Source organism: Streptomyces griseicoloratus, from assembly GCF_014534645.1.
GTDB lineage: Bacteria > Actinomycetota > Actinomycetes > Streptomycetales > Streptomycetaceae > Streptomyces > Streptomyces griseicoloratus.
In genome coordinates, this window is sequence record NZ_JACVQF010000218.1 from 93,104 (window position 1) to 111,107 (window position 18,004).

Annotated in this window: 16 protein-coding genes; 5 read left to right on the forward strand and 11 right to left on the reverse strand. The window is 74.5% G+C overall.

Annotated elements, in window-relative coordinates; genetic code table 11:
* Positions 1-255: 255 nt before the first annotated feature.
* Positions 256-588: an SDR family NAD(P)-dependent oxidoreductase gene (locus tag H0H10_RS27305; protein WP_188183787.1), complete on the reverse strand. Its 333-nt coding sequence runs from the start codon at positions 586-588 to the stop codon at positions 256-258.
* A gap of 82 nt (positions 589-670) precedes the next feature.
* Between H0H10_RS27305 and H0H10_RS27310 the strand changes: the two genes are divergently transcribed.
* The 4 genes from H0H10_RS27310 (at position 671) to H0H10_RS27325 (ending at position 3,924) form a co-directional block, all read left to right on the forward strand.
* Positions 671-1,468, forward strand: coding sequence for a VOC family protein (locus H0H10_RS27310; protein WP_188183788.1), 798 nt, complete (start codon positions 671-673; stop codon positions 1,466-1,468).
* 42 nt (positions 1,469-1,510) lie between these two features.
* Entirely contained in the window at positions 1,511-2,200 is a 690-nt protein-coding gene (locus tag H0H10_RS27315; RefSeq protein WP_188183789.1) for a ribonuclease H family protein, read from the forward strand.
* Between the two features lie 131 nt (positions 2,201-2,331).
* Positions 2,332-3,315, forward strand: a complete 984-nt coding sequence (locus H0H10_RS27320; RefSeq protein ID WP_188183790.1) for an aldo/keto reductase — start codon at positions 2,332-2,334, stop codon at positions 3,313-3,315.
* An 87-nt stretch (positions 3,316-3,402) separates the two neighbouring features.
* Positions 3,403-3,924 (forward strand): DUF6328 family protein, encoded by a 522-nt coding sequence (locus H0H10_RS27325; RefSeq protein WP_188183791.1) that lies wholly within the window; start codon positions 3,403-3,405, stop codon positions 3,922-3,924.
* Between the two features lie 10 nt (positions 3,925-3,934).
* Here the strand turns inward: H0H10_RS27325 and H0H10_RS27330 are convergent, their stop codons facing one another.
* From H0H10_RS27330 to H0H10_RS27375, 10 genes are all read right to left on the reverse strand, one after another.
* A complete protein-coding gene (locus tag H0H10_RS27330; protein ID WP_188183792.1) occupies positions 3,935-4,360 on the reverse strand; it encodes an SsgA family sporulation/cell division regulator in 426 nt (141 codons plus the stop codon).
* A gap of 94 nt (positions 4,361-4,454) precedes the next feature.
* The gene (locus H0H10_RS27335; RefSeq protein ID WP_188183793.1) at positions 4,455-5,426 is read right to left on the reverse strand and encodes an LLM class F420-dependent oxidoreductase; all 972 of its coding nucleotides are present in this window, start codon (positions 5,424-5,426) and stop codon (positions 4,455-4,457) included.
* A gap of 67 nt (positions 5,427-5,493) precedes the next feature.
* On the reverse strand, positions 5,494-7,086 hold the full coding sequence (locus H0H10_RS27340; RefSeq protein ID WP_188183794.1) for a serine/threonine protein kinase: 1,593 nt from the start codon (positions 7,084-7,086) through the stop codon (positions 5,494-5,496).
* 135 nt (positions 7,087-7,221) lie between these two features.
* Positions 7,222-8,181 carry a threonine/serine dehydratase family protein gene (locus H0H10_RS27345; protein ID WP_188183795.1) on the reverse strand — a complete coding sequence of 320 codons (960 nt, stop codon included), beginning with the start codon at positions 8,179-8,181 and terminating at the stop codon, positions 7,222-7,224.
* Positions 8,182-8,260: 79 nt separating this feature from the next.
* Positions 8,261-8,938, reverse strand: a complete 678-nt coding sequence (locus H0H10_RS27350; protein WP_188183796.1) for an AIM24 family protein — start codon at positions 8,936-8,938, stop codon at positions 8,261-8,263.
* 56 nt (positions 8,939-8,994) lie between these two features.
* Complete coding sequence (locus H0H10_RS27355; RefSeq protein WP_188183797.1) at positions 8,995-10,299, reverse strand: CAP domain-containing protein; 1,305 nt, start codon at positions 10,297-10,299, stop codon at positions 8,995-8,997.
* Between the two features lie 93 nt (positions 10,300-10,392).
* Complete coding sequence (locus H0H10_RS27360; RefSeq protein ID WP_188183798.1) at positions 10,393-13,356, reverse strand: helix-turn-helix transcriptional regulator; 2,964 nt, start codon at positions 13,354-13,356, stop codon at positions 10,393-10,395.
* 85 nt (positions 13,357-13,441) lie between these two features.
* Positions 13,442-13,795, reverse strand: coding sequence for a UBP-type zinc finger domain-containing protein (locus H0H10_RS27365; protein ID WP_188183799.1), 354 nt, complete (start codon positions 13,793-13,795; stop codon positions 13,442-13,444).
* On the reverse strand, positions 13,792-15,249 hold the full coding sequence (locus H0H10_RS27370; RefSeq protein WP_309141911.1) for an ATP-binding protein: 1,458 nt from the start codon (positions 15,247-15,249) through the stop codon (positions 13,792-13,794). Before H0H10_RS27370 ends, H0H10_RS27365 begins: the two co-directional genes overlap by 4 nt.
* Complete coding sequence (locus H0H10_RS27375; RefSeq protein ID WP_188183800.1) at positions 15,246-16,922, reverse strand: NAD(P)/FAD-dependent oxidoreductase; 1,677 nt, start codon at positions 16,920-16,922, stop codon at positions 15,246-15,248. Before H0H10_RS27375 ends, H0H10_RS27370 begins: the two co-directional genes overlap by 4 nt.
* 191 nt (positions 16,923-17,113) lie before the next feature.
* Here H0H10_RS27375 and H0H10_RS27380 point away from each other — a divergent pair, with 191 nt between their 5' ends.
* Positions 17,114-17,986 carry a universal stress protein gene (locus tag H0H10_RS27380; RefSeq protein WP_188183801.1) on the forward strand — a complete coding sequence of 291 codons (873 nt, stop codon included), beginning with the start codon at positions 17,114-17,116 and terminating at the stop codon, positions 17,984-17,986.
* Positions 17,987-18,004 lie beyond the last annotated feature (18 nt).

Consider the following 18,004-nt stretch of genomic DNA (forward strand, 5'->3'; position numbering starts at 1 on the left):
GTGCCGCGGGGAACAGCGGCGAGCGGAAGGACAGCGGATCACCCGCGCCCGGCGCGGCCGGGCCCGAGCGCGCCGGCGTGCCGGGGCTCGCCCACGGGGTCCGCCCCGGCCGTCCGGAGGCACACCCGCGGTCCCAGGAGGACACGGAACGCGGCCGAGCCGGCAGCGGCCGGACCATCTGCGCCGGGCGGCGGCCCCGGCGGAGCGCGCCGCGTGCGAAGGTGCGCCCGTGCGGACTCGCTCGCCCCGGACGTGTCACCGAGACGCCTCGACAGGGGGCCGCACCATCGAGGCCGCGTCCTCTGGACTGCTGACGTCGGTGACAACCGTCCGGACCCGGTCGGCCTCGGCGAACGCCGACGCGGCCGCTTCCGCCGCGTCCTCGTCGACGTCCGTGATCACCACGTTCGCACCGGCCTCGTACAGGCGGCTTACGGCGCCGAGGCCGATTCCCCCGGCGCCGCCGGTGACGATCCCCGCCCGGCACAGCCTCCGGGCCCGGGGCCGAGGGCGGGCCGGCGGCGGGCGGCGGCCGGCGCCGGCCGGTGTTCCGCGTTCTCCGGTTCCGGCATGTGCGGAATCCGGCATTCGGCGCGCGGGGCAACGTGCCGGTGGCTAGCGTGAGGAATCGGAGGATCCGGACCACCCATCCACGCGGAAGGCGGCAGCCATGGCCGTGCAACCTGAGGGAGCCCCCTGCTGGGCCGACGCGATGTTCAACGACGTCGAGGGGGCCAAGCGCTTCTACGGCGACGTCCTCGGCTGGACCTTCGGTGAGTCGGCGCCGGAGTACGGCAACTACACCCAGGCCTACGCGAACGGCAAGGCCGTGGCCGCCGTGGCCCCGCCCATGGCCGAACAGGAGGGCCAGTCCCAGTGGTGCCTCTACTTCGCGTCCCGGGACGCCACCGCGACCGCCACGAAGATCCGGGAGGCCGGCGGCGAGGTGGTGATGGAGCCGATGGAGGTCGGCGAGTTCGGCACCATGTGCCTGGCCTGCGACCCGGCCGGTGTCGTCTTCGGCGTCTGGCAGAGCGGCACCCACGAGGGGTTCGAGGCGATGGCCGAACCCGGCGCCTACTGCTGGGCCGAGGTGTTCACCCGCGAGCCGGAGAAGTCGGACGCGTTCTTCCCGGCGGTCTTCCCCTACTCGGCGAAGCAGATGGAGGACGACCAGATCGACTTCCGGATCTTCGACCTGGACGACCGCAGTGTCCTGGGCCGTATGAAGATGACGGACGACTTCCCGCCCGAGGTCCCGCCCTACATCAACGTCTACTTCACCGTCGCCGACTGCGACGAGGCCGTGGCCCGGGCCACCAAGCTCGGCGGCATCGTGCGGTTCGGCCCGGTGGACACCCCCTTCGGCCGGTTCGCGGCGCTCAGCGACCCGCAGGGCGCGAACTTCTCGGTGATCGACATCACGAAGACCGAGGGCGAGATGCCCAAGGTCACGGCCGTCTCCTGAGTCCGGTCCGGCCACCCCGCCGGGTCATGGCATGATCGGGCCATGCGTGAACGTGTTGTGGCCGCGTGCGACGGGGCTTCGAAGGGAAACCCCGGCCCGGCGGCCTGGGCCTGGGTCGTCGCCGATCCGTCCGGGACGCCGGTGCGCTGGGAGGCGGGGCCGCTCGGCAGAGCCACCAACAACATCGCCGAACTCACCGCGCTGGAACGCCTGCTCGCGGCGACCGACCCGGACGTGCCGCTGGAGGTCCGCATGGACTCCCAGTACGCGATGAAGGCCGTCACCACCTGGCTGCCCGGCTGGAAGCGCAACGGCTGGAGGACGGCCGCCGGCAAGCCCGTCGCCAACCAGGAGCTGGTGGTGCGCATCGACGAGCTGCTCGACGGCCGCTCGGTGGAGTTCCGTTACGTGCCGGCCCACCAGGTCGACGGCGATCCGCTCAACGACTTCGCCGACCGCGCCGCCAGCCGCGCGGCCACCGTCCAGGAGCCCGCGGGCAGCGCCCTGGGTTCGCCGGAGCCGCCGCCCGCGCCGGACGTCCCGGCGGCCAGGAAGGCACCGGGCCGCAAGCCGGGGGCCTCCCGGAAGGGCGGCGGCGCCTCCTCGCGCACCATCAAGGCGAAGTTCCCCGGGCGCTGCGTGTGCGGACGTTCCTACGCGGCCGGCGAGTCCATCGCCAAGAACGACCAGGGCTGGGGCCACCCGGAGTGCCGCACCGCGGCGGCCGGCTAGCCGCCGGAGCCGGCGTCGCGGACGTCCCCCTTCCGTGGATGCCCCCTGACGTGAGCGGGCGTCAGGGCGGCGCGTGCCGGCCGCCCGGGCCCCGTGCGGTGCCGGGCCGCCGCTGATGACAGACTGGCGGCATGGAAGAGCGCACATTCGACAGGTCGGGTCAGCACGCGTCGGTGGTCGGTCTGGGCACCTGGCAACTGGGGGCCGACTGGGGAGACGTCGACGACAAGCAGGCGGAAGCGGTGCTGGAGGCGGCCGCCGAGTCGGGGGTGACCTTCTTCGACACCGCGGACGTCTACGGCGACGGGCGCAGCGAGGAGACCATCGCCACCTTCCTGCGCAGCAGGCCCGACCTGCACGTGCTGGTCGCCACGAAGATGGGCCGCCGGGTCGAGCAGATCCCGCAGAACTACGTCCTGGACAACTTCCGGGCCTGGAACGACCGCTCCCGGCGCAACCTCGGCGTCGACGTCATCGACCTGGTGCAGCTGCACTGCCCGCCGACGCCCGTCTACTCCAGCGACGAGGTGTTCGACGCCCTCGACACCCTCGTGGAGGAGGAGCGCATCGCCGCGTACGGCGTCAGCGTGGAGACCTGCGAGGAGGCGCTGACCGCGATCGCCCGGCCGAACGTGGCGAGCGTGCAGATCATCCTCAACCCGTTCCGGATGAAGCCCCTGCGCGAGGTGCTGCCGGCGGCCCGGGAGGCGGGCGTCGGCATCATCGCCCGGGTGCCGCTGGCCTCCGGCCTGCTGTCCGGCAAGTACACCAAGGACACGGTCTTCGCCGCCAACGACCACCGCACCTTCAACCGGCACGGCGAGGCCTTCGACCAGGGCGAGACCTTCTCCGGCGTCGACTTCGCCACGGGCGTCGAGGCCGCCGCCGAGTTCGCCGCCCTCGCCCCCGAGGGATACACCCCGGCCCAGCTGGCGCTGCGCTGGATCATCCAGCAGCCCGGCGTGACCACCGTGATCCCCGGTGCCCGCTCGCCGGAGCAGGCGCGGGCCAACACGGAGGCCGCCCGGCTGCCCGCGCTGTCCGAGGACACCCTCGCGGCCGTCCGCGACCTCTACGACCGCCGCATCAAGGACCAGGTCGAAGACCGCTGGTAGGGCGCCCCGGCCGCGCCCCCCTCGTCCCGCCCCGGGCACCTCGCCGCCCGGCGAGGTGCCTGTCCGCGGGAAACCCGGGAAGAGGAGATGCAGGCGGCAACGGGAGGACCAGTGGCGGAAAGGGCAGAGGGCTCGGGCCGGCGCAGGGGACGCGACGAGACCGAGGAGGAACGCGCGGACCGGATGTGGACGGAGCTCATCCAGGAGGTCCGCGTCGCGCAGATGGGCGTACAGATCCTGTTCGCCTTCCTGCTGACCGTGGTGTTCACCCCGAAGTACGACGACCTGTCCGACACGGACCAGGCGATCTACCTGGTCACGGTCGTCCTGGGAGCCGTCACGACCGGGGCGCTGATCGGTCCGGTGTCGCTGCACCGGATCGTCTCCGGGCGGCGGATCAAGCCGCAGGCGGTGCGCTGGGCCTCCCGGCTGACCGTGCTCGGCCTGGTGCTGCTGCTCGCCACGATGGCCGCCTCGCTCCTGCTGATCCTGCGCGTCGCGACCCACGACGGCTTCGTGCCCTACCTGGTCGCCGCCGTCGTGGCCTGGTACCTCCTGTGCTGGTTCGGGATTCCCCTGTGGACCCGGCACCGGTACCTGTCGCGCTGACCGGGGCGGGTCAGCCGCCGGCGATGACCTCCGCCAGGAAGTCGTCGACGCGGACGTCCTCGCTGCCCGGCCGGACCACGCCGTGGGTGTCGCGCAGGAAGGCGGCGACCGCGGGGGCCCACACGTAGACCACGGCGCGGTGCCGGTCGCCGTCGGGCCTCGCGTCGCCCAGGAACTCCATGCGCAGTTCGTCCCACATGCCCCGCGACTCGGGGCGCAGCCGTACGTCTCCCACACCCACCGGGCGTCTCAGCCCCTCGCCGACCATCTCCCGGTCCAGTGTCCACCGCGCGAGCACGCGCCCCTCGTGGCTGAACACCATGGTCAGCGCGAACGGGTCCGCGGCGTCGTAGCCCAGGTGGGCCATGACCGGGAATCGGTCCGCGTCGCCCGACTGGAGCTGCACGACCAGGGTCTTGCGCACGAAGGAGTTCACGGGGGCCTCCGGGAGAACGGACGTAGATCCCTCAGGTACCCCGCCCCACCGGGAGATGCTCGCGCATCCGGGTGAACGTGCCGTCGCCGGGGAGTCAGCCGAGGGCGTCTCGCAGTGCCGGCAGCAGCGTCTTCTCCGACCAGTCCAGGAAGGCCGGCTGCGACTCGCCGCCGATCTGCACCAGGGCGATCTCGGTGAAACCGGCCTCGGCGTACGGGCGCACGGCCGCGACGAAGGCGTCCGGGTCGTCACCGCACGGGATCGACTCGGCGACGTCGTCCGGCGTGACGAACTGCGTCGCCGCCTCGAAGGCATCCGGATGCGGCAGCTCGGAGTTGACCTTCCAGCCGCTGCCGAACCAGCGGAACTGCGCGTGGGCGCGCTTGATCGCCGTGTCCCGGTCGGGGTCGTAGGACACCGGCAGCTGGCCGACGCGCGGCTTGCCCCGGCCGCCCTGCCGGTCGAAGGACTCCACCAGCCCCGGCTTGGGCTCGGTGGCGATCATCAGGTCGGCGTGCTCGCCGGCCAGGGCGCAGGAACGCTCCCCGGAGACGGCGATGCCGATCGGCGGCGGGCTGTCCGGCAGGTCCCACAGCCGGGCCGACTCCACGTCGAAGTGGGTGCCGCGACGGTTCACGTGGCCGCCCCCGAACAGGTCCCGGATGATCTCCACGGCCTCCTGGAGCATCTCGTGCCGCACGTCCACGGACGGCCAGCCGCCACCCACCACGTGCTCGTTGAGGTTCTCGCCCGAACCGAGCCCCAGCCGGAACCGGCCCTCGGACAGCAACTGCAGCGTCGCCGCCTTCTGCGCCACCACCGCCGGGTGGTAGCGGAACGTCGGACACGTCACGTACGTCATCAGCGGGATGCGCGACGTCGCCTGCGCGGCCGCGCCCAGCACGCTCCACGCGTAGGGCGAATGCCCCTGCGAGCGCAGCCACGGGAAGTAGTGGTCCGAGGTCACCGAGAAGTCGAAGCCCACCTCCTCCGCCCGCACCAGGTGGCCGACGAGCTCACGGGGGCCGGCCTGCTCGGTCATCATCGTGTATCCGATTTGCACCATAACGGGCGAGTCCCCGCCGGGCCGGAGCGAAAACGGCCCGCCCCGCCCCACCGGCGCCCGGCGCCGGTCAGGCCGACCCCTCCCGGAACGTCTCCAGGAAGGCGGCGAGCGCCCGCTCGTTCGCCGCCTCGTCCCAGTCGGCGGCCGGGGTCGTCCAGCGCAGCGAGAAGCCGCGTCCGCCGCCGAGGAGGAAGCCCCGGCCGAAGGTGCGCACCCGGGTGCCGTCGTCCCGCGCGAGCCACTCCATGTCGGCGGCCTCCCGGCCCCGGTACGTGGTCGCGCGGATCTCGCCGATCCTCCGGTAGCCGCCCGACCGCCGCAGACCGGGCTCGACGTCCTCCCGCCAGACCGCCACGGGGTCCGCCCCCACCCGCTCGCTGTAGGTGACCGCGAGGGTGCGCGGATCCCCGGACGTGCCGAAGACGACCCGGTACGCCACCCCCGGCACGCGGGAGGTGTCCAGCCGCCGCCAGTCCTCGGGGAGCGCGACGGAGAAGCCCTCCGGCGCCTCGTAGCGGCGGAACCCGGCCGGCACGGCGGCGCCCGGGGCGGACGGCGACGGCGAGGGCGTCACGCCCGGCCGGGGGGTGCGGGGCCCGGGCGCGGTGCCGTCGCCGGGCGGGGCGGAGGGAACTCCGGGGCGCGGCCGCGTGCCGGTGGCGGAACCGCCGGTGCCGGGCGGCCCGAGGGTGGCGGCGAGGACGGCGACCGTGACGGCGGCGACGGCGAGGGCGGCTGCCGCGGCCGTCGTCCGCCGGCCCCGCGCAGGGCCCGCGTGACGGACGGCGGCGTACCTGCCGCGCAGCCGGGGACGCGGGACCGGTCGTACGGCCGCGTCGGCGTCCTCCGTCAGCACCCGGGCCAGGGCCTCGCGGACCACCGGCCGGGTCAGCCGCTCCCGCGGGTCCTTGCGGAGCAGCCCCTGGACCGCCTGCGTGAGCGGGCCCGCGCGCACCGGCGTGCGCAGCGGCAGCCTGTCCACGCCCCTCAGCGTGGCCTCGGGCCTGCCCCGGTCACGGAACGGCGGACGCCCCTCCACCATCGTGTAGAGGATCGCGCCCAGCGCCCACAGGTCGGCGGCGGGCCCGGTCCGCTCGTCGCGGGCCTGCTCGGGGGCGGCGTACGCGGGAGCGGTGAGCCGCGGGGATTCGGTGGCACCGGCCAGTCCGAAGCCGCCGACCACGACCGATCCCTCCGCACGCACGAAGACCTGCCCGGGGCTCAGCTCGCCGTGCGTGATCCCCCGGCCGTGCGCGGCCTCCAGCACCTCCAGCAGCTCCAGTCCGACGCGCGCCGCCCGCACGTGGTTGAACCTGCCGTGGCCGGCGAGGACGTCGCCCAGCGGCTCGCCGGTGACCCACTCGGTCACCGTCCACAGGGAGCCGTGCTCCACGACGACGTCGATCACCGCGGCGATCCGCCCGGGGCACAGCATCCGCATGGTCTCGCCATCGCGCACGATGCGGCCGCAGGCCCGGCGGGCGGTCTCCCCGGTCACGTCCTCGGGGAGCCCGATCCGCGTGACCAGGCACGGGCGGCCCGCCTCGACGTCCTCCGCGGACCAGCGGACGCGGTTCGTCTCGCGGTCGACGACCGCGAGCAGCCGGTACCGCCCGGCGACCAACTCGTGTGCGCAGACCTGCTCCGTGCCCATGGCCATCCCTCGTTCGCACCCGCCCGCTCCGGCTCGCCCAGAGGTACGGTGAGCGAGCCGGGGTGCGTTCAACGGATCCGGCGCGTCCGGGAGAAAGCGGCCGCAGGGGCGGTCTCCGCCCCCGGCCGCCCGCCCGCACCGTCAGCGCAGACCGAAGCGGGCCGCCCAGGCGGTCATGTCGGCGGCCGTCGCGTTGCCCCCGCACACCACCAGCCCGATCCGTGCGCCGCCGCCCACCCGCTCCACCACCCTCCGGGCCGCCGGCAGCAGACAGCCGGCGGCCGGCTCGGTCCACAGCTTGGCGTGCTCGGCGAGTACCAGGGACCCCTCGACGGCCTCCCGGTCGGGCACCACCAGAACCTCTTCGACCTGGGCCGCCACATGGTCGTACGTCAGCTGCGACACGGCCGGGGCGCTGAGCGTGGTGACGATCGACGACAGCGCCACCGGAACCGGGCCGCCCGCCGCCAGCGCCCGCGACATGGCCTCGGCGCCCTCGGTCTCCACGCCCCAGATCCGCAGGTCCGGCCGGCGCGCCCGCAGCGCCGCCGCGACGCCCGCGATCAGCCCGCCGCCCCCGATGCTCACCAGGACGTCGGTGAGCTCCCCTGCGTCCTCGGCGAACTCCAGCCCGACCGTGCCCTGCCCGGCGATCACCTCCGGGTCGGCGAAGGGGTGCACCAGCGTCAGACCCTCGTCCTGGAGCCGGGTCACGAGCGCGAAGGCGCCGTCCATGTCGTCGGTCAGCCGCACCGAGGCGCCCGCCTCCTCGGCGGTCTCCACCGACCGCGGCGGAGCCGAGCGCGGCATGACCACCGTCGCCTTCACATCGAGCGCGGCGGCCATCACCGCCACCGCGATGCCGTGGTTGCCGCCGCTGACCGCGACGACCCCGGCGGCCCGCTCGGCGTCGGTCAGCGACAGCAGCTTCGCCGTGGCGCCGCGCGCCTTGAACGAACCCGTGCGCTGCAGCAGCTCCAGCTTGGCGGTGACCGGAACCTCCAGCAGCGCGGACAGGCCCGGACTCGGCACGGTCGGGGTGCGTACGACGTGTCCGGCGATCCGCTCGGCCGCGGCTTCGATCTCCGTGATCCCGATCAACTCAGTCATCCTTCCGGCACGGCAGGGGCCCCGTGCCACCTCGCCACACTTCCGCTCACCGCTCTCCGGGTCAACAGCCTCAGTGCTGCTGCGCCTTCTGCGGTGCCGCCTCGCTGGGACGCACCACCACGTAGCCCTCGCCCTGGAGCATCAGCTGCACGGCCTCCCCGGACCCGCCCCGCAGCATCGACCCGATGGACTGCGAGCGGTGCAGCGAGGTCCCGAGCCCCGCCGTCCAGCCGACGATCGCGTCCGTGTCGACGTACACCGGGTACTGCGGCGAGACCGGGATGACCAGCGGGCTGCCCTCGCAGACCAGCCCGAGCCTGCCGTGCCCCGTGAAGACGCTGTTGAACAAGCCGCCGCCGGCGATGCCCGAACCCTTCACCGTGGCGATGCGGTACGACAACGAGGCGTCGAAGCACAGGACGTTGCGGCCGTTGACCGTGAACTCGTCACCCGGCTCGACCTCGACGATGAAGCAGTTCTGCGCCTCGTGCGCGAACCACGCCTCACCCCGTCCGCGCACCGCCATCAGCGGCAGCCCCTCCCCGGTGACCGCGCGCTTGAGCATGCCGCCCACACCCTGGCCCTTGCGCTCGAACTGGAGGTCGCCGCGGTAGGCGACCATCGCGCCCTGGCGGGCGTGCATCTCACCGTCCACGGCGTACCGGATGCACTTGGCGTTCTCGACGGTCATGCCCGGCGCCGTGGCGGGCTGCACCATGTGCTCGCTGGAAAAGAGGTCACCCTTCATGCGGGCATCCTGGCCCGGACGACTCCGTTCCGCCAAGATCGCCCTCCTGGGGCCGCTCAGCCACCGAAGAGCTGCGTCCAGTACGTGCCCGCCCGGCCGCCGCCCGCCAGACCGACCCCGATGTGCGTGAACTCCGGCTTGAGGATGTTGGCGCGGTGCCCGGGGCTGTTCATCCACCCCTCCACCACGTCGGCGGGGGAGCGCTGGCCACAGGCGATGTTCTCGCCGATCGTGCGCTGCGGGGCGCCCGCGGCGGCCGCGCGGTCCCAGGGCCGGCTGCCGTCGGGGCCCGTGTGGGAGTAGAAGTCGCGGGCGACCATGTCGGCGCTGTGCGCCTGCGCGGCGGCGGTGAGCCGGGGATCGGCGGCCAGCGGGCGCAGACCGGCCCTGGTCCGCTCCCGGTTGGTGAGGCCGACGACGTCGGCCGTCGTCCGCGCCAGGCCGGCGGGCGTCAGCGGCACGGCCCACAGCGCGGTCCAGTACGTGTCGCCCGAGGGGCCACCGGTGACGCACCCCCACCCGGCGTGCGTGAAGGCGGCGTCGTGCAGGGTGCGCCGGGTCCGCTCGGCGCGCAGGCAGTACGCGACGAACTCGGCGGGCGTGCGCGGGCCGGAGACCAGGTGCTCACCGACGGTCAGATACGCGTACCCGGCGGAGACGACACGCTGGTGCACCGAGACGCCGTCCCTCGTCTCGACGCTCAGGGCGCCGGCGGCGGCCATGGCGGCGGCGTGGTCGCGGGCCGCGCCGGCCAGGCGCGGGTCGGCGGAGACGGGAGGGGAACCGGCGGCGGCACGGGCGGAGTTGACCAGCTCCAGGAAACCGGCGGCGGCCGGGGCCGGGGCCGGGGACAGGCCGGGTGGCCGGTCGGGCGCCGGTGTCTCGTCGACGACCTCCACCCCGAAGTCGCGGGCGAGACCGGCGAGCCCGTCGGAGTATCCCTGGCCCAGCGCACGCAGCTTCCACCGGTCGCCGCGCCGGTAGAACTCCGCGAGCAGCAGGACCGTCTCCTGCCGCGGGCGGGGCGGGGTGAACCGGGCGAGCGTACGGCCGCCCGCGTCGGTGACCTGGAGCGCCGGGGCCGGCAGGGCGCTCAGGGCGGTGCCGGGCTCGGCGGGGCTGACCGCCACCGTCACCCGGGTCGCACCGGCCCGCAGCCGGGCCGGGTCGACGGTGAGCGTGTCGTCCCGCAGCCGGGCACCGGGGGCCTCCGGCTGGTTGTAGAACACGAAGTCGCCGTCGCCGCCCACCTTGCCGCCGTCGTCCGTGACGAGCGCCGACACGTCGAACGCGCCCGGCACCCGGATGGTGACGGGCCCGCTCGGCAGGGGGACGTTGCCCCCGGGGACCAACTCGCTCATCGTGCCGCCCTGCTGTGTCGTCGGTTCGCGCTCCGCCGGGTGGGTGTCCGGACAACGTCCCTCGGCCGGCCGGGGTTCCCGGCACCGCCGGCGTCACCCCCCAGCCGTCGGCTCCGGGGTGATCAGCCCTTGCCGGTAGGCCACCGCGACCGCCTCCGTACGGCTCGCCGCGCCCAGCTTCGCGAGGATGTTGGAGACGTGGACGCTCGCCGTCTTGACGCTGATGAACAGCTCCTCGCCGATCTGCCGGTTGCTGCGACCGAGGGCCAGCAGCCGCAGCACCTCCCGCTCACGGGCCGTCAGCACCGGCCCGCGGTCCCCGCCGGCCGCTTCCCGCGTCAGCCGGCCGCGGCGGACCAGATCGTCCAGCCGCTCCCGCAGCGGCGCGGCCCCGAGCCGGTCGGCCTCCCGCCGTGTCGCATCGGCCTCGACGGCGGCCTCCTCGCGGCGGTCGGCCGCCAGCAGGGCCTCGGCCAGCCGCAGCCGGCACCGCGCGCGTTCGTAGACGTCGCCGTCGGCGAAGGCGGCCACCGCCGCCGCCCAGGCAGCCACGTCCGGCCCGGACACCGCCCGGGCCCACTCCGCCTCGGCGCGGGCCAGCCACGCCTGCCCCTCCGGGCCCTGCGGTATGCCGCCCTCGCCGCGCCCGGCCGACTCCCGTGCCTGTGCCACGAGTCCGGTCGCGGTGTCCGCCCAGCGGCGCGCCCCCTCCTCGTCGCCGGTCAGGCGCAGCCCGGCGGCCCGGTCGGCGACGGCGGCCAGAGCCAGAGCGGTGAGCCGGACCGTGACGTGGGGCCGCGTGCCCGCGGCGTCGGTGAGGGCCTCGACCGTCGACCGCATCCACCGCACGGCCTCCTCCGGGTCCCCGCGCAGCGCGGCGGCGTCGGTCAGCACGATGCCGGCGACCATCGTCCCCATCCAGTCGAACGGCCCCTCCAGCAGCGTGCGGGCGCGCTCGGCGGCCCCGAAGTCGCCGCGCGCCAGCGCCACGTACAGCCCGGGTCCCGCCGTGTAGCCGCCCGCGGCGGGCAGTGCCCCGGCATGGTCCGCCGCCTCGCGCACGCACTCGTCCCAGTGGCCCAGCGTGTACCGCACCAGCTGCCGCAGGTACCACATCTCCCGCGGATACGGCGCGGACAGCAGCCCGGAGCGGCGGGCCCGGTCCAGTCCCTCCGTCGCCCAGGGCAGGCACTCCTCCAGGTCGCCGGACTCGAAGCAGCCGATGGCGAGATTGAACAGCGCGCGCAGCTCCACCGGCGCGTTGCCCGCCCGCCGCGCCAGCTCCCGGGCCTCCTTCAGCCGTGCGCGGCCGGCCGGCGTGCGCCGGCCGTGTTCCTCCAGGCCGGCCAGGGAGATCAGCAGGTCGGCCCGGGCATCGGCGACACCCAGTTCCTCCGCGACGCGCAGGGCCCGCCGGGCGGTGCGCAGCGCGGTCTCGTGCTCGCCGACCTGGCGGGCGGTCACGACGTGCGTGGCGGCGGCCCACACCCAGGTCGCCGACGGGGGCTCGGCGGGGATCAGGGCGAGGGCCTCGCTGCTGTGCTCGAAGGCGGCCGTGAGGTGGTCGACGTTCAGCAGGTTCCCGGCCAGGGTGTAGCGGACCCGGGCGGCCAGCTCCAGGTCCGCGTCCTGGCCGAGGCCGGCCAGTGCGGACCGGGTCAGGGAGACCGCGCGGTGCAGCTCACCGGCGTGCGCGGCCGCCGCCGAGGCGCGCAGCGTCAGGGTCACGGTGTCGGTGCCCGCCGGCCGTGCCGAGGTGTCCACCGCCGCCCACAGGTCGAGGGCCGCCTCCACGTGCCGTAGCTCCTCGGCGGGCGCGCCGACGCGCTGGGCGTGGTCCGCGGCCTCCAGCGAGGCGGCGAGCGCCTCGGGCAGGTCGTGGCTCTCGCGGTAGTGGTGGGCGCGCTCGGCCGCGCTCCCGGCCCGGCGGTCCCGCCCGGCCAGCAGCCGGGCGAACGCGCCGTGCAGGCGGGCCCGTTCACCGGGGAGCAGGTCGGTGTAGACCGCCTCCCGCGCGAGGGCGTGCCGGAAGGAGTACGTGTCGCCCTCACCGGGGACGAGGAGCTGCCGCTCCACGGCCTCGCGCAGCGCCGCGTCCAGCTCCGCGTCGGGCAGCCCGACGGCGTCCCGCAGCAGGTCGTGCCCGACCCGGCGCCCGGCGACGGCGGCGGTGCGCAGCACCTGCTGGGCGGTGTCCGACAGTTGCTCGAACCGGATGAGCAGCACGTCGACCAGGCCGCTGGGCACCCCTGACGCCGGCGCGTCGGTGGCCGCGACCAGTTCCTCCGCGTAGAAGGCGTTGCCCTCCGCGCGTTCGACGATCCGGTGCACCGTGGCGTCCGGCAGCGGGCGCTCCCGCAGGGCACGCACCAGCCGGGCCACGTCGGCGTCGGCCAGCGGCCGCAGCTCCATCCGCTCCACGGCGGGCAGCCGCACCAGCTCGGCGAGGAGCGGGCGCAGCGGGTGGCGGCGGTGCAGGTCGTCCGCCCGGTAGGAGGCGAGCACCGCGAGCCGGCGTGCGGGAGCCCCGCCCACCGGGTGCTGGAGGATCCCCCGGCTCAGCAGGAACCGCAGCAGGTCCCGGGAGGACTGGTCGGCCCAGTGCAGGTCCTCCAGGACCAGCAGCAGCGGGGCGACCTCCGCCAGGTCGGCCAGCAGCCCGGCCACGCCCTCGAAGAGCCGCAGCATCGCGTCCGCGTGACGCGCGGCGTCCGTACCGCCGCCGAGGAGCCGGTCGACGACCGGATGCGCGGCGAGCACGGAGGCGAACCGCTCGTCCCCGGCGAGCACACCCAGGATCTCGGTGAACGGCAGATAGGGCAGACCCACGTCGCCGAGGTCGACGCAGTGCCCGGTGAGCACGGTGGTCCCGGCCTTCGTGGCCCGGTCGGCGACCTCGTCCAGAAGCCGGGTCTTGCCGACTCCGGCGTCCCCCGCGATCAGTACCGCGCGGGCCGCTCCGCCGCGGGCACGGTCCAGTACGCCGGTGAGGCGGGCGAGTTCGTCGTCTCGGCCGACGAGCGGGGTGGTGAATGAGGTCTGCGGCACGCGGTCCATCCTGGCACGCGGCTCGGACGGCACCGCCGCGCCCGGTGCCGTCGCGCCGGCCCACCGGCCCACGAGGGCCGCGGGACGGTACCGTTCAGCGCCGCAGCGTCCGGGCCCAGTCCGCCGGTACCCGCCCCGCCGGGCCGGGGGACGGCTGGTCCTCGGGGTGGCTGCGCGGCGGGGCGAGTTCCGGCCCGGACTCGCGCACCTCGTTCGTGGCGTAGTCCCAGAACCAGTCCTCGCCCGGCTCGAAGCTCTGCACCACCGGATGACCGGTGGCCCGGTAGTGGCCGGTGGCGTGCTGCCCCGGCGAGCTGTCGCAGCAGCCGATGTGACCGCAGGCGGCGCAGCGCCGCAGGTGGAACCACCAGCCGCCCGCGGCGTCGCACTCGACGCAGCCGGTGCCGCTCGGCAGGACGGCGGGGTCGATTCCGGTGTGACTGGTCATGCCGGCTCCTCGGTCGGTTCGGGTTCGGCGGCGGTGAGCGGAAGGAGGACCTGGAAGCGGGTGTCGCCCGGCTCGGAGGTGACCTGGAGGGTGCCGTGGTGCTTGTCGACCACGATCCGCCAGGAGATGTCCAGGCCGAGCCCGGTGCCCTCGCCCACCGGCTTGGTGGTGAAGAACGGGTCGAAGATGCGCCCCCGGATCTCCTGGGGGATCCCGGTGCCGGTGTCGCGGAACTCCACCAGCAGCCGGTCGTGGTCGAGCGCGGTCCGCACGGTCAGTGTGCCCTCCGCACCCGTGGAGCGCATGGCGGAGACCGCGTTGTCGATCAGGTTGGTCCACACCTGGTTCAGCTCCGCCGGATACCCGGGGATGCTCGGCAGCGTGCGGTCGTACTCCTTGACGACCCGGATCCGCGGGCCGATCTTGCCCGACAGCATCAGCAGGGTGCTGTCGAGGAGTTCATGGACGTCGACGATCCGGTAGGGGGCCCGGTCGAGCTGCGCGTACTGCTTGGCGGCGTCCACGAGGTGGGAGATACGGGCGGTGGAGTCCGCGATCTCGTCCATCAGCAGCTCGGTCTCCACCGTGTAGTTCAGCCAGCCGACCGCCCCCGGCAGGATCTCCTCGTCCACGGCCGCCGCGACCTGGTCCAGCCACTCGGTGTCCAGCCCCGCCTGCACGAACGTCGGCGCGATCTGCCAGCCGCCCTCGATGCCGTGGTCGTCCAGCCAGTCGGTCAGTGCGTCCTCCCGGTCGGCCGCCTCCAGCGGGCTGAGCGACGGCGCCTTTGCGACCCGCTCGGCGGTGCGCTCCTGGAGGTCGATGAGATCGGCCAGCGCGTCACGCGAGAACGGTCCTTCGGCGATGACGGCGAGCTTGTGCCGCATCTTCGCCACCCGCTCCCGCAGGGACTCCGTGGCGCGCACGGCCGCGGCGGCCGGGTTGTTCAGCTCGTGCGTGAGACCGGCCGACAACGAGCCGAGCGCCAGCAGCCGTTCGCGCTGGCCGATGGCCCGCTGGGTGTTCTTCGACCCGAAGAAGAGCCCCTCCAGCAGATGCACCGCCATCGGGAACCACTCCTGCATGACGCTCGCGAAGGTGTCCGCGGGCAGCACGAAGAACCGCGTCGGCTCGGTCACGCGCATGGAGTTGTTGTAGACCTGCGGCACCCGGTCCCCGAGGTACGCCTGCATCGACCCGGCGTACACTCCGCGCTGCGAGGTCCGGCTGACCTCCACGTCGTCCCCGCCGACCCGGCGCGAGAGCACCACCGTGCCCTCCAGCATCACGTAGAAGCAGGTGGCCGGTTCCCCCTCGGCGTACACCGGACCGGGCTCGAACAGCTCCACCCGGCCCTCCGCGCACAGCCGGCCCAGCTGCTCCGGCGTCAGCTTCTCGAACAGGAACAGCGACCCGATCTCCTCGGGGCTGCACGGCATCGGCCGCCCGCTCACGACTGCTCCAGGTACCGGTGGACGAGCATCACGGCCATGGCTCCCTCTCCGACGGCGGACGCGACCCGCTTGGCCGACTCCGCGCGGGCGTCCCCCGCCACGAACACGCCCGGGACGCTGGTCTCCAGGTGGTACGGCGGCCGGTCCAGCTCCCACTCCGCCGGCGGCCGTCCGTCGGGCGTCAGGTCGGGCCCGGCGAGGATGAACCCGCGCTCGTCGCGCAGGACCGTGCCGTCCAGCCAGTCGGTCAGCGGGGCCGCGCCGATGAACACGAACAGCCACTGGGCGTCGACGAGCTCGCTGCGCCCGCTCTGCGTGTCCCGCAGGGTCAGCCGCTCCAGCCGGCCGTCCCCGTGGGCCTCCTCGACGACGGTGCCGCAGCGCACCACGATGTTCGGCATCCGGTCGATCTGCTGGATCAGGTAGTGCGACATCGACGCCGCCAGGGACGGCCCGCGCACCAGCAGGGTCACCGACTTGGCGCCCCGGGCCAGATACATCGCCGCCTGCCCGGCGGAGTTCGCGCCGCCCACGATGTACACGTCGTGGCCCTGGCAGGAGGCCGCCTCCGTCAGCGCCGACCCGTAGAAGACACCGCAGCCGGTCAGCTCGTCCGTGCCCGGAGCGGGGAGCTGCCGGTACGACACACCGGTCGCGAGGATCACGCTGTGCGCGGCGACCGCCGAACCGTCCGAGAACCGCACGATCCGCGCCGACCCGCAGACCTCCAGGCCGGTCACCTCCCGCGCGGTGAGGATCTCGGCGCCGAACTTCGCCGCCTGCCGCCGCGCCCGCTCGGTGAGCTGCCCGCCCGACACCCCGTCCGGGAAGCCGAGGTAGTTCTCGATCCGCGAGCTCTGCCCGGCCTGCCCGCCGGTCGCCGACCGCTCCACCAGAACCGTCCGCAGCCCTTCCGACGCCCCGTAGACGGCCGCGCCGAGCCCCGCCGGACCGCCGCCGACCACCACCAGGTCGTAGAAGTCCGACGCCGGCGTCGTCGCCAGACCGACGTGGGCGGCGAGATCGGGTGCCTCCGGCTCCACCAGCGGCGTCCCGTCCGGCGTGATCACCACCGGCAGCCGCTGCCCGTCCTGCCCCGCGGCCGCGAGCAGCCGCCGCCCCTCCGGCTCCTCGGCGGAGTACCACCGGTAGGGCACCTGGTTGCGGGCCAGGAACTCCCGGACCTCCGAGGAACGCGCCGACCAGCGGTGCCCGACGACCTTGGTGCTCGGCACGGGCCGGTGGTCGCCGGTGCGCCACGCCTGGAGCAGGTCGTCCACGACCGGGTACAGCTTCTCCTCCGGCGGGTCCCAGGGCTTGAGCAGGTAGTGGTCGAGGTCGACGACGTTGATCGCGTCGATCGCCGCGCCCGTGTCCGCGTACGCCGTCAGCAGCACCCGCCGCGCCCCCGGGTACACGTCCATGGCCTGTTCGAGGAATTCGATGCCGTTCATCCCGGGCATGCGGTAGTCGGCGAGGACCACGGCCACCAGGTCGCCACGCAGCTTCAGCTCGCGCAGCGCCTGCAGCGCGGACTCGCCGGACTCCGCCCGGACGATCCGGTGCGTGGCGCCGTAACGCCGCCGCAGGTCTCGGGCGACGGCCCGGGAGACTCCCGGATCGTCGTCCACGGTCATGATGACGGTCCGCGCCGACTCGGCGGCCTGTGCCATACGTCCCCCACGTCGCGAGGCCGGGTTCACGGCACGGCGTCCCCGTCACCGCACCGGCCTGACGCCCATCGTATGTTCGATCGCACCGCCTCGCTCAGGCACGGGAGACCCCGGCCTCCCGGTCGTGGCCCCGGCGGCGGCTTGGTGAAGACTGGGCCCGACCGACGAGAGCGACACAGGGAGGAACCCCCATGACGCGTCCGATCACGGCAGGGGTGGACGGATCGCAGGAGAGCCTGGCCGCACTGGGCTGGGCGGCGCGGGAGGCGGTCCGCCGCGGGACGCCGCTGCGGGTGGTGCACGCCTGGCGGTTCCAGCCGCGCGAGGTGGTCGACGCGGGAGACCGGGACACGCAGGAGCGGTGGGTCCGGGACTCGGTGGCCGAGGCCGTCCGGACCGTCACGGAACGCCACCCGGAGCTGGAGGTGTCGACCGACGTGCGCGAGGGCGACCCCGTCGCCACGCTGCTCGCCGCGGCGGCCGGTGCCGAGACGCTCGTGCTCGGCTCGCGCGGCCGAGCGGCGGTCGTCGGCTTCCTGCTCGGCTCCGTCGGCCAGCAGGTGATCGCCGGGACCACGTCGCCCGTCGTCCTCGTCCGCGCCGGGGACCGCGCCACCGCGGAGGCCGCCGGCCGGGAGATCGTCGTGGGCCAGCAAGGAGAGCCGGAGGACAGCGCCGACGTGCTCGGCTTCGCCTTCGAGACGGCCGCGGCGCGCGGTGCCACCGTGCGGGCCGTACGGGCCTGGACCCTGCCGCCGGTGTTCGCCTACAGCCCCGCCTCCCTCAAGATGCTCGACGAAGCCGGGGGCCTGGAGCCGTACGAGAAGAAGGCGCTCGCCGAGTCGCTGAGGCCGTGGCGCGAGCGCTTCCCCGGCGTCCCGGTGGTCGAGCACGTGGAGATGGGCAGCGCCGGGCAGGTGCTGCTGTCGGTGTCCGGCCGGGCCCAGTTGATGGTCGTCGGCCGCCGGGCCCGCCGTACCGCCGTCGGCGCCCGGATCGGCTCCGTCGCGCACGGCGTCCTGCACCACGCGGACTGCCCGGTCGCGGTCGTCCCGCACCGGTGACGCGCGCGGACGCCCGCA

What these genes read in the sequence shown, in the direction of transcription:
- H0H10_RS27305 (WP_188183787.1), bottom strand. Translation starts at nt 588, where the DNA reads ATGCCGGATTCCGCACATGCCGGAACCGGAGAACGCGGAACACCGGCC.
- H0H10_RS27310 (WP_188183788.1), top strand. Translation starts at nt 671, where the DNA reads ATGGCCGTGCAACCTGAGGGAGCCCCCTGCTGGGCCGACGCGATGTTC.
- H0H10_RS27315 (WP_188183789.1), top strand. Translation starts at nt 1,511, where the DNA reads ATGCGTGAACGTGTTGTGGCCGCGTGCGACGGGGCTTCGAAGGGAAAC.
- H0H10_RS27320 (WP_188183790.1), top strand. Translation starts at nt 2,332, where the DNA reads ATGGAAGAGCGCACATTCGACAGGTCGGGTCAGCACGCGTCGGTGGTC.
- H0H10_RS27325 (WP_188183791.1), top strand. Translation starts at nt 3,403, where the DNA reads ATGCAGGCGGCAACGGGAGGACCAGTGGCGGAAAGGGCAGAGGGCTCG.
- H0H10_RS27335 (WP_188183793.1), bottom strand. Translation starts at nt 5,426, where the DNA reads ATGGTGCAAATCGGATACACGATGATGACCGAGCAGGCCGGCCCCCGT.
- H0H10_RS27340 (WP_188183794.1), bottom strand. Translation starts at nt 7,086, where the DNA reads ATGGCCATGGGCACGGAGCAGGTCTGCGCACACGAGTTGGTCGCCGGG.
- H0H10_RS27350 (WP_188183796.1), bottom strand. Translation starts at nt 8,938, where the DNA reads ATGAAGGGTGACCTCTTTTCCAGCGAGCACATGGTGCAGCCCGCCACG.
- H0H10_RS27355 (WP_188183797.1), bottom strand. Translation starts at nt 10,299, where the DNA reads ATGAGCGAGTTGGTCCCCGGGGGCAACGTCCCCCTGCCGAGCGGGCCC.
- H0H10_RS27360 (WP_188183798.1), bottom strand. Translation starts at nt 13,356, where the DNA reads ATGGACCGCGTGCCGCAGACCTCATTCACCACCCCGCTCGTCGGCCGA.
- H0H10_RS27365 (WP_188183799.1), bottom strand. Translation starts at nt 13,795, where the DNA reads ATGACCAGTCACACCGGAATCGACCCCGCCGTCCTGCCGAGCGGCACC.
- H0H10_RS27375 (WP_188183800.1), bottom strand. Translation starts at nt 16,922, where the DNA reads ATGGCACAGGCCGCCGAGTCGGCGCGGACCGTCATCATGACCGTGGAC.
- H0H10_RS27380 (WP_188183801.1), top strand. Translation starts at nt 17,114, where the DNA reads ATGACGCGTCCGATCACGGCAGGGGTGGACGGATCGCAGGAGAGCCTG.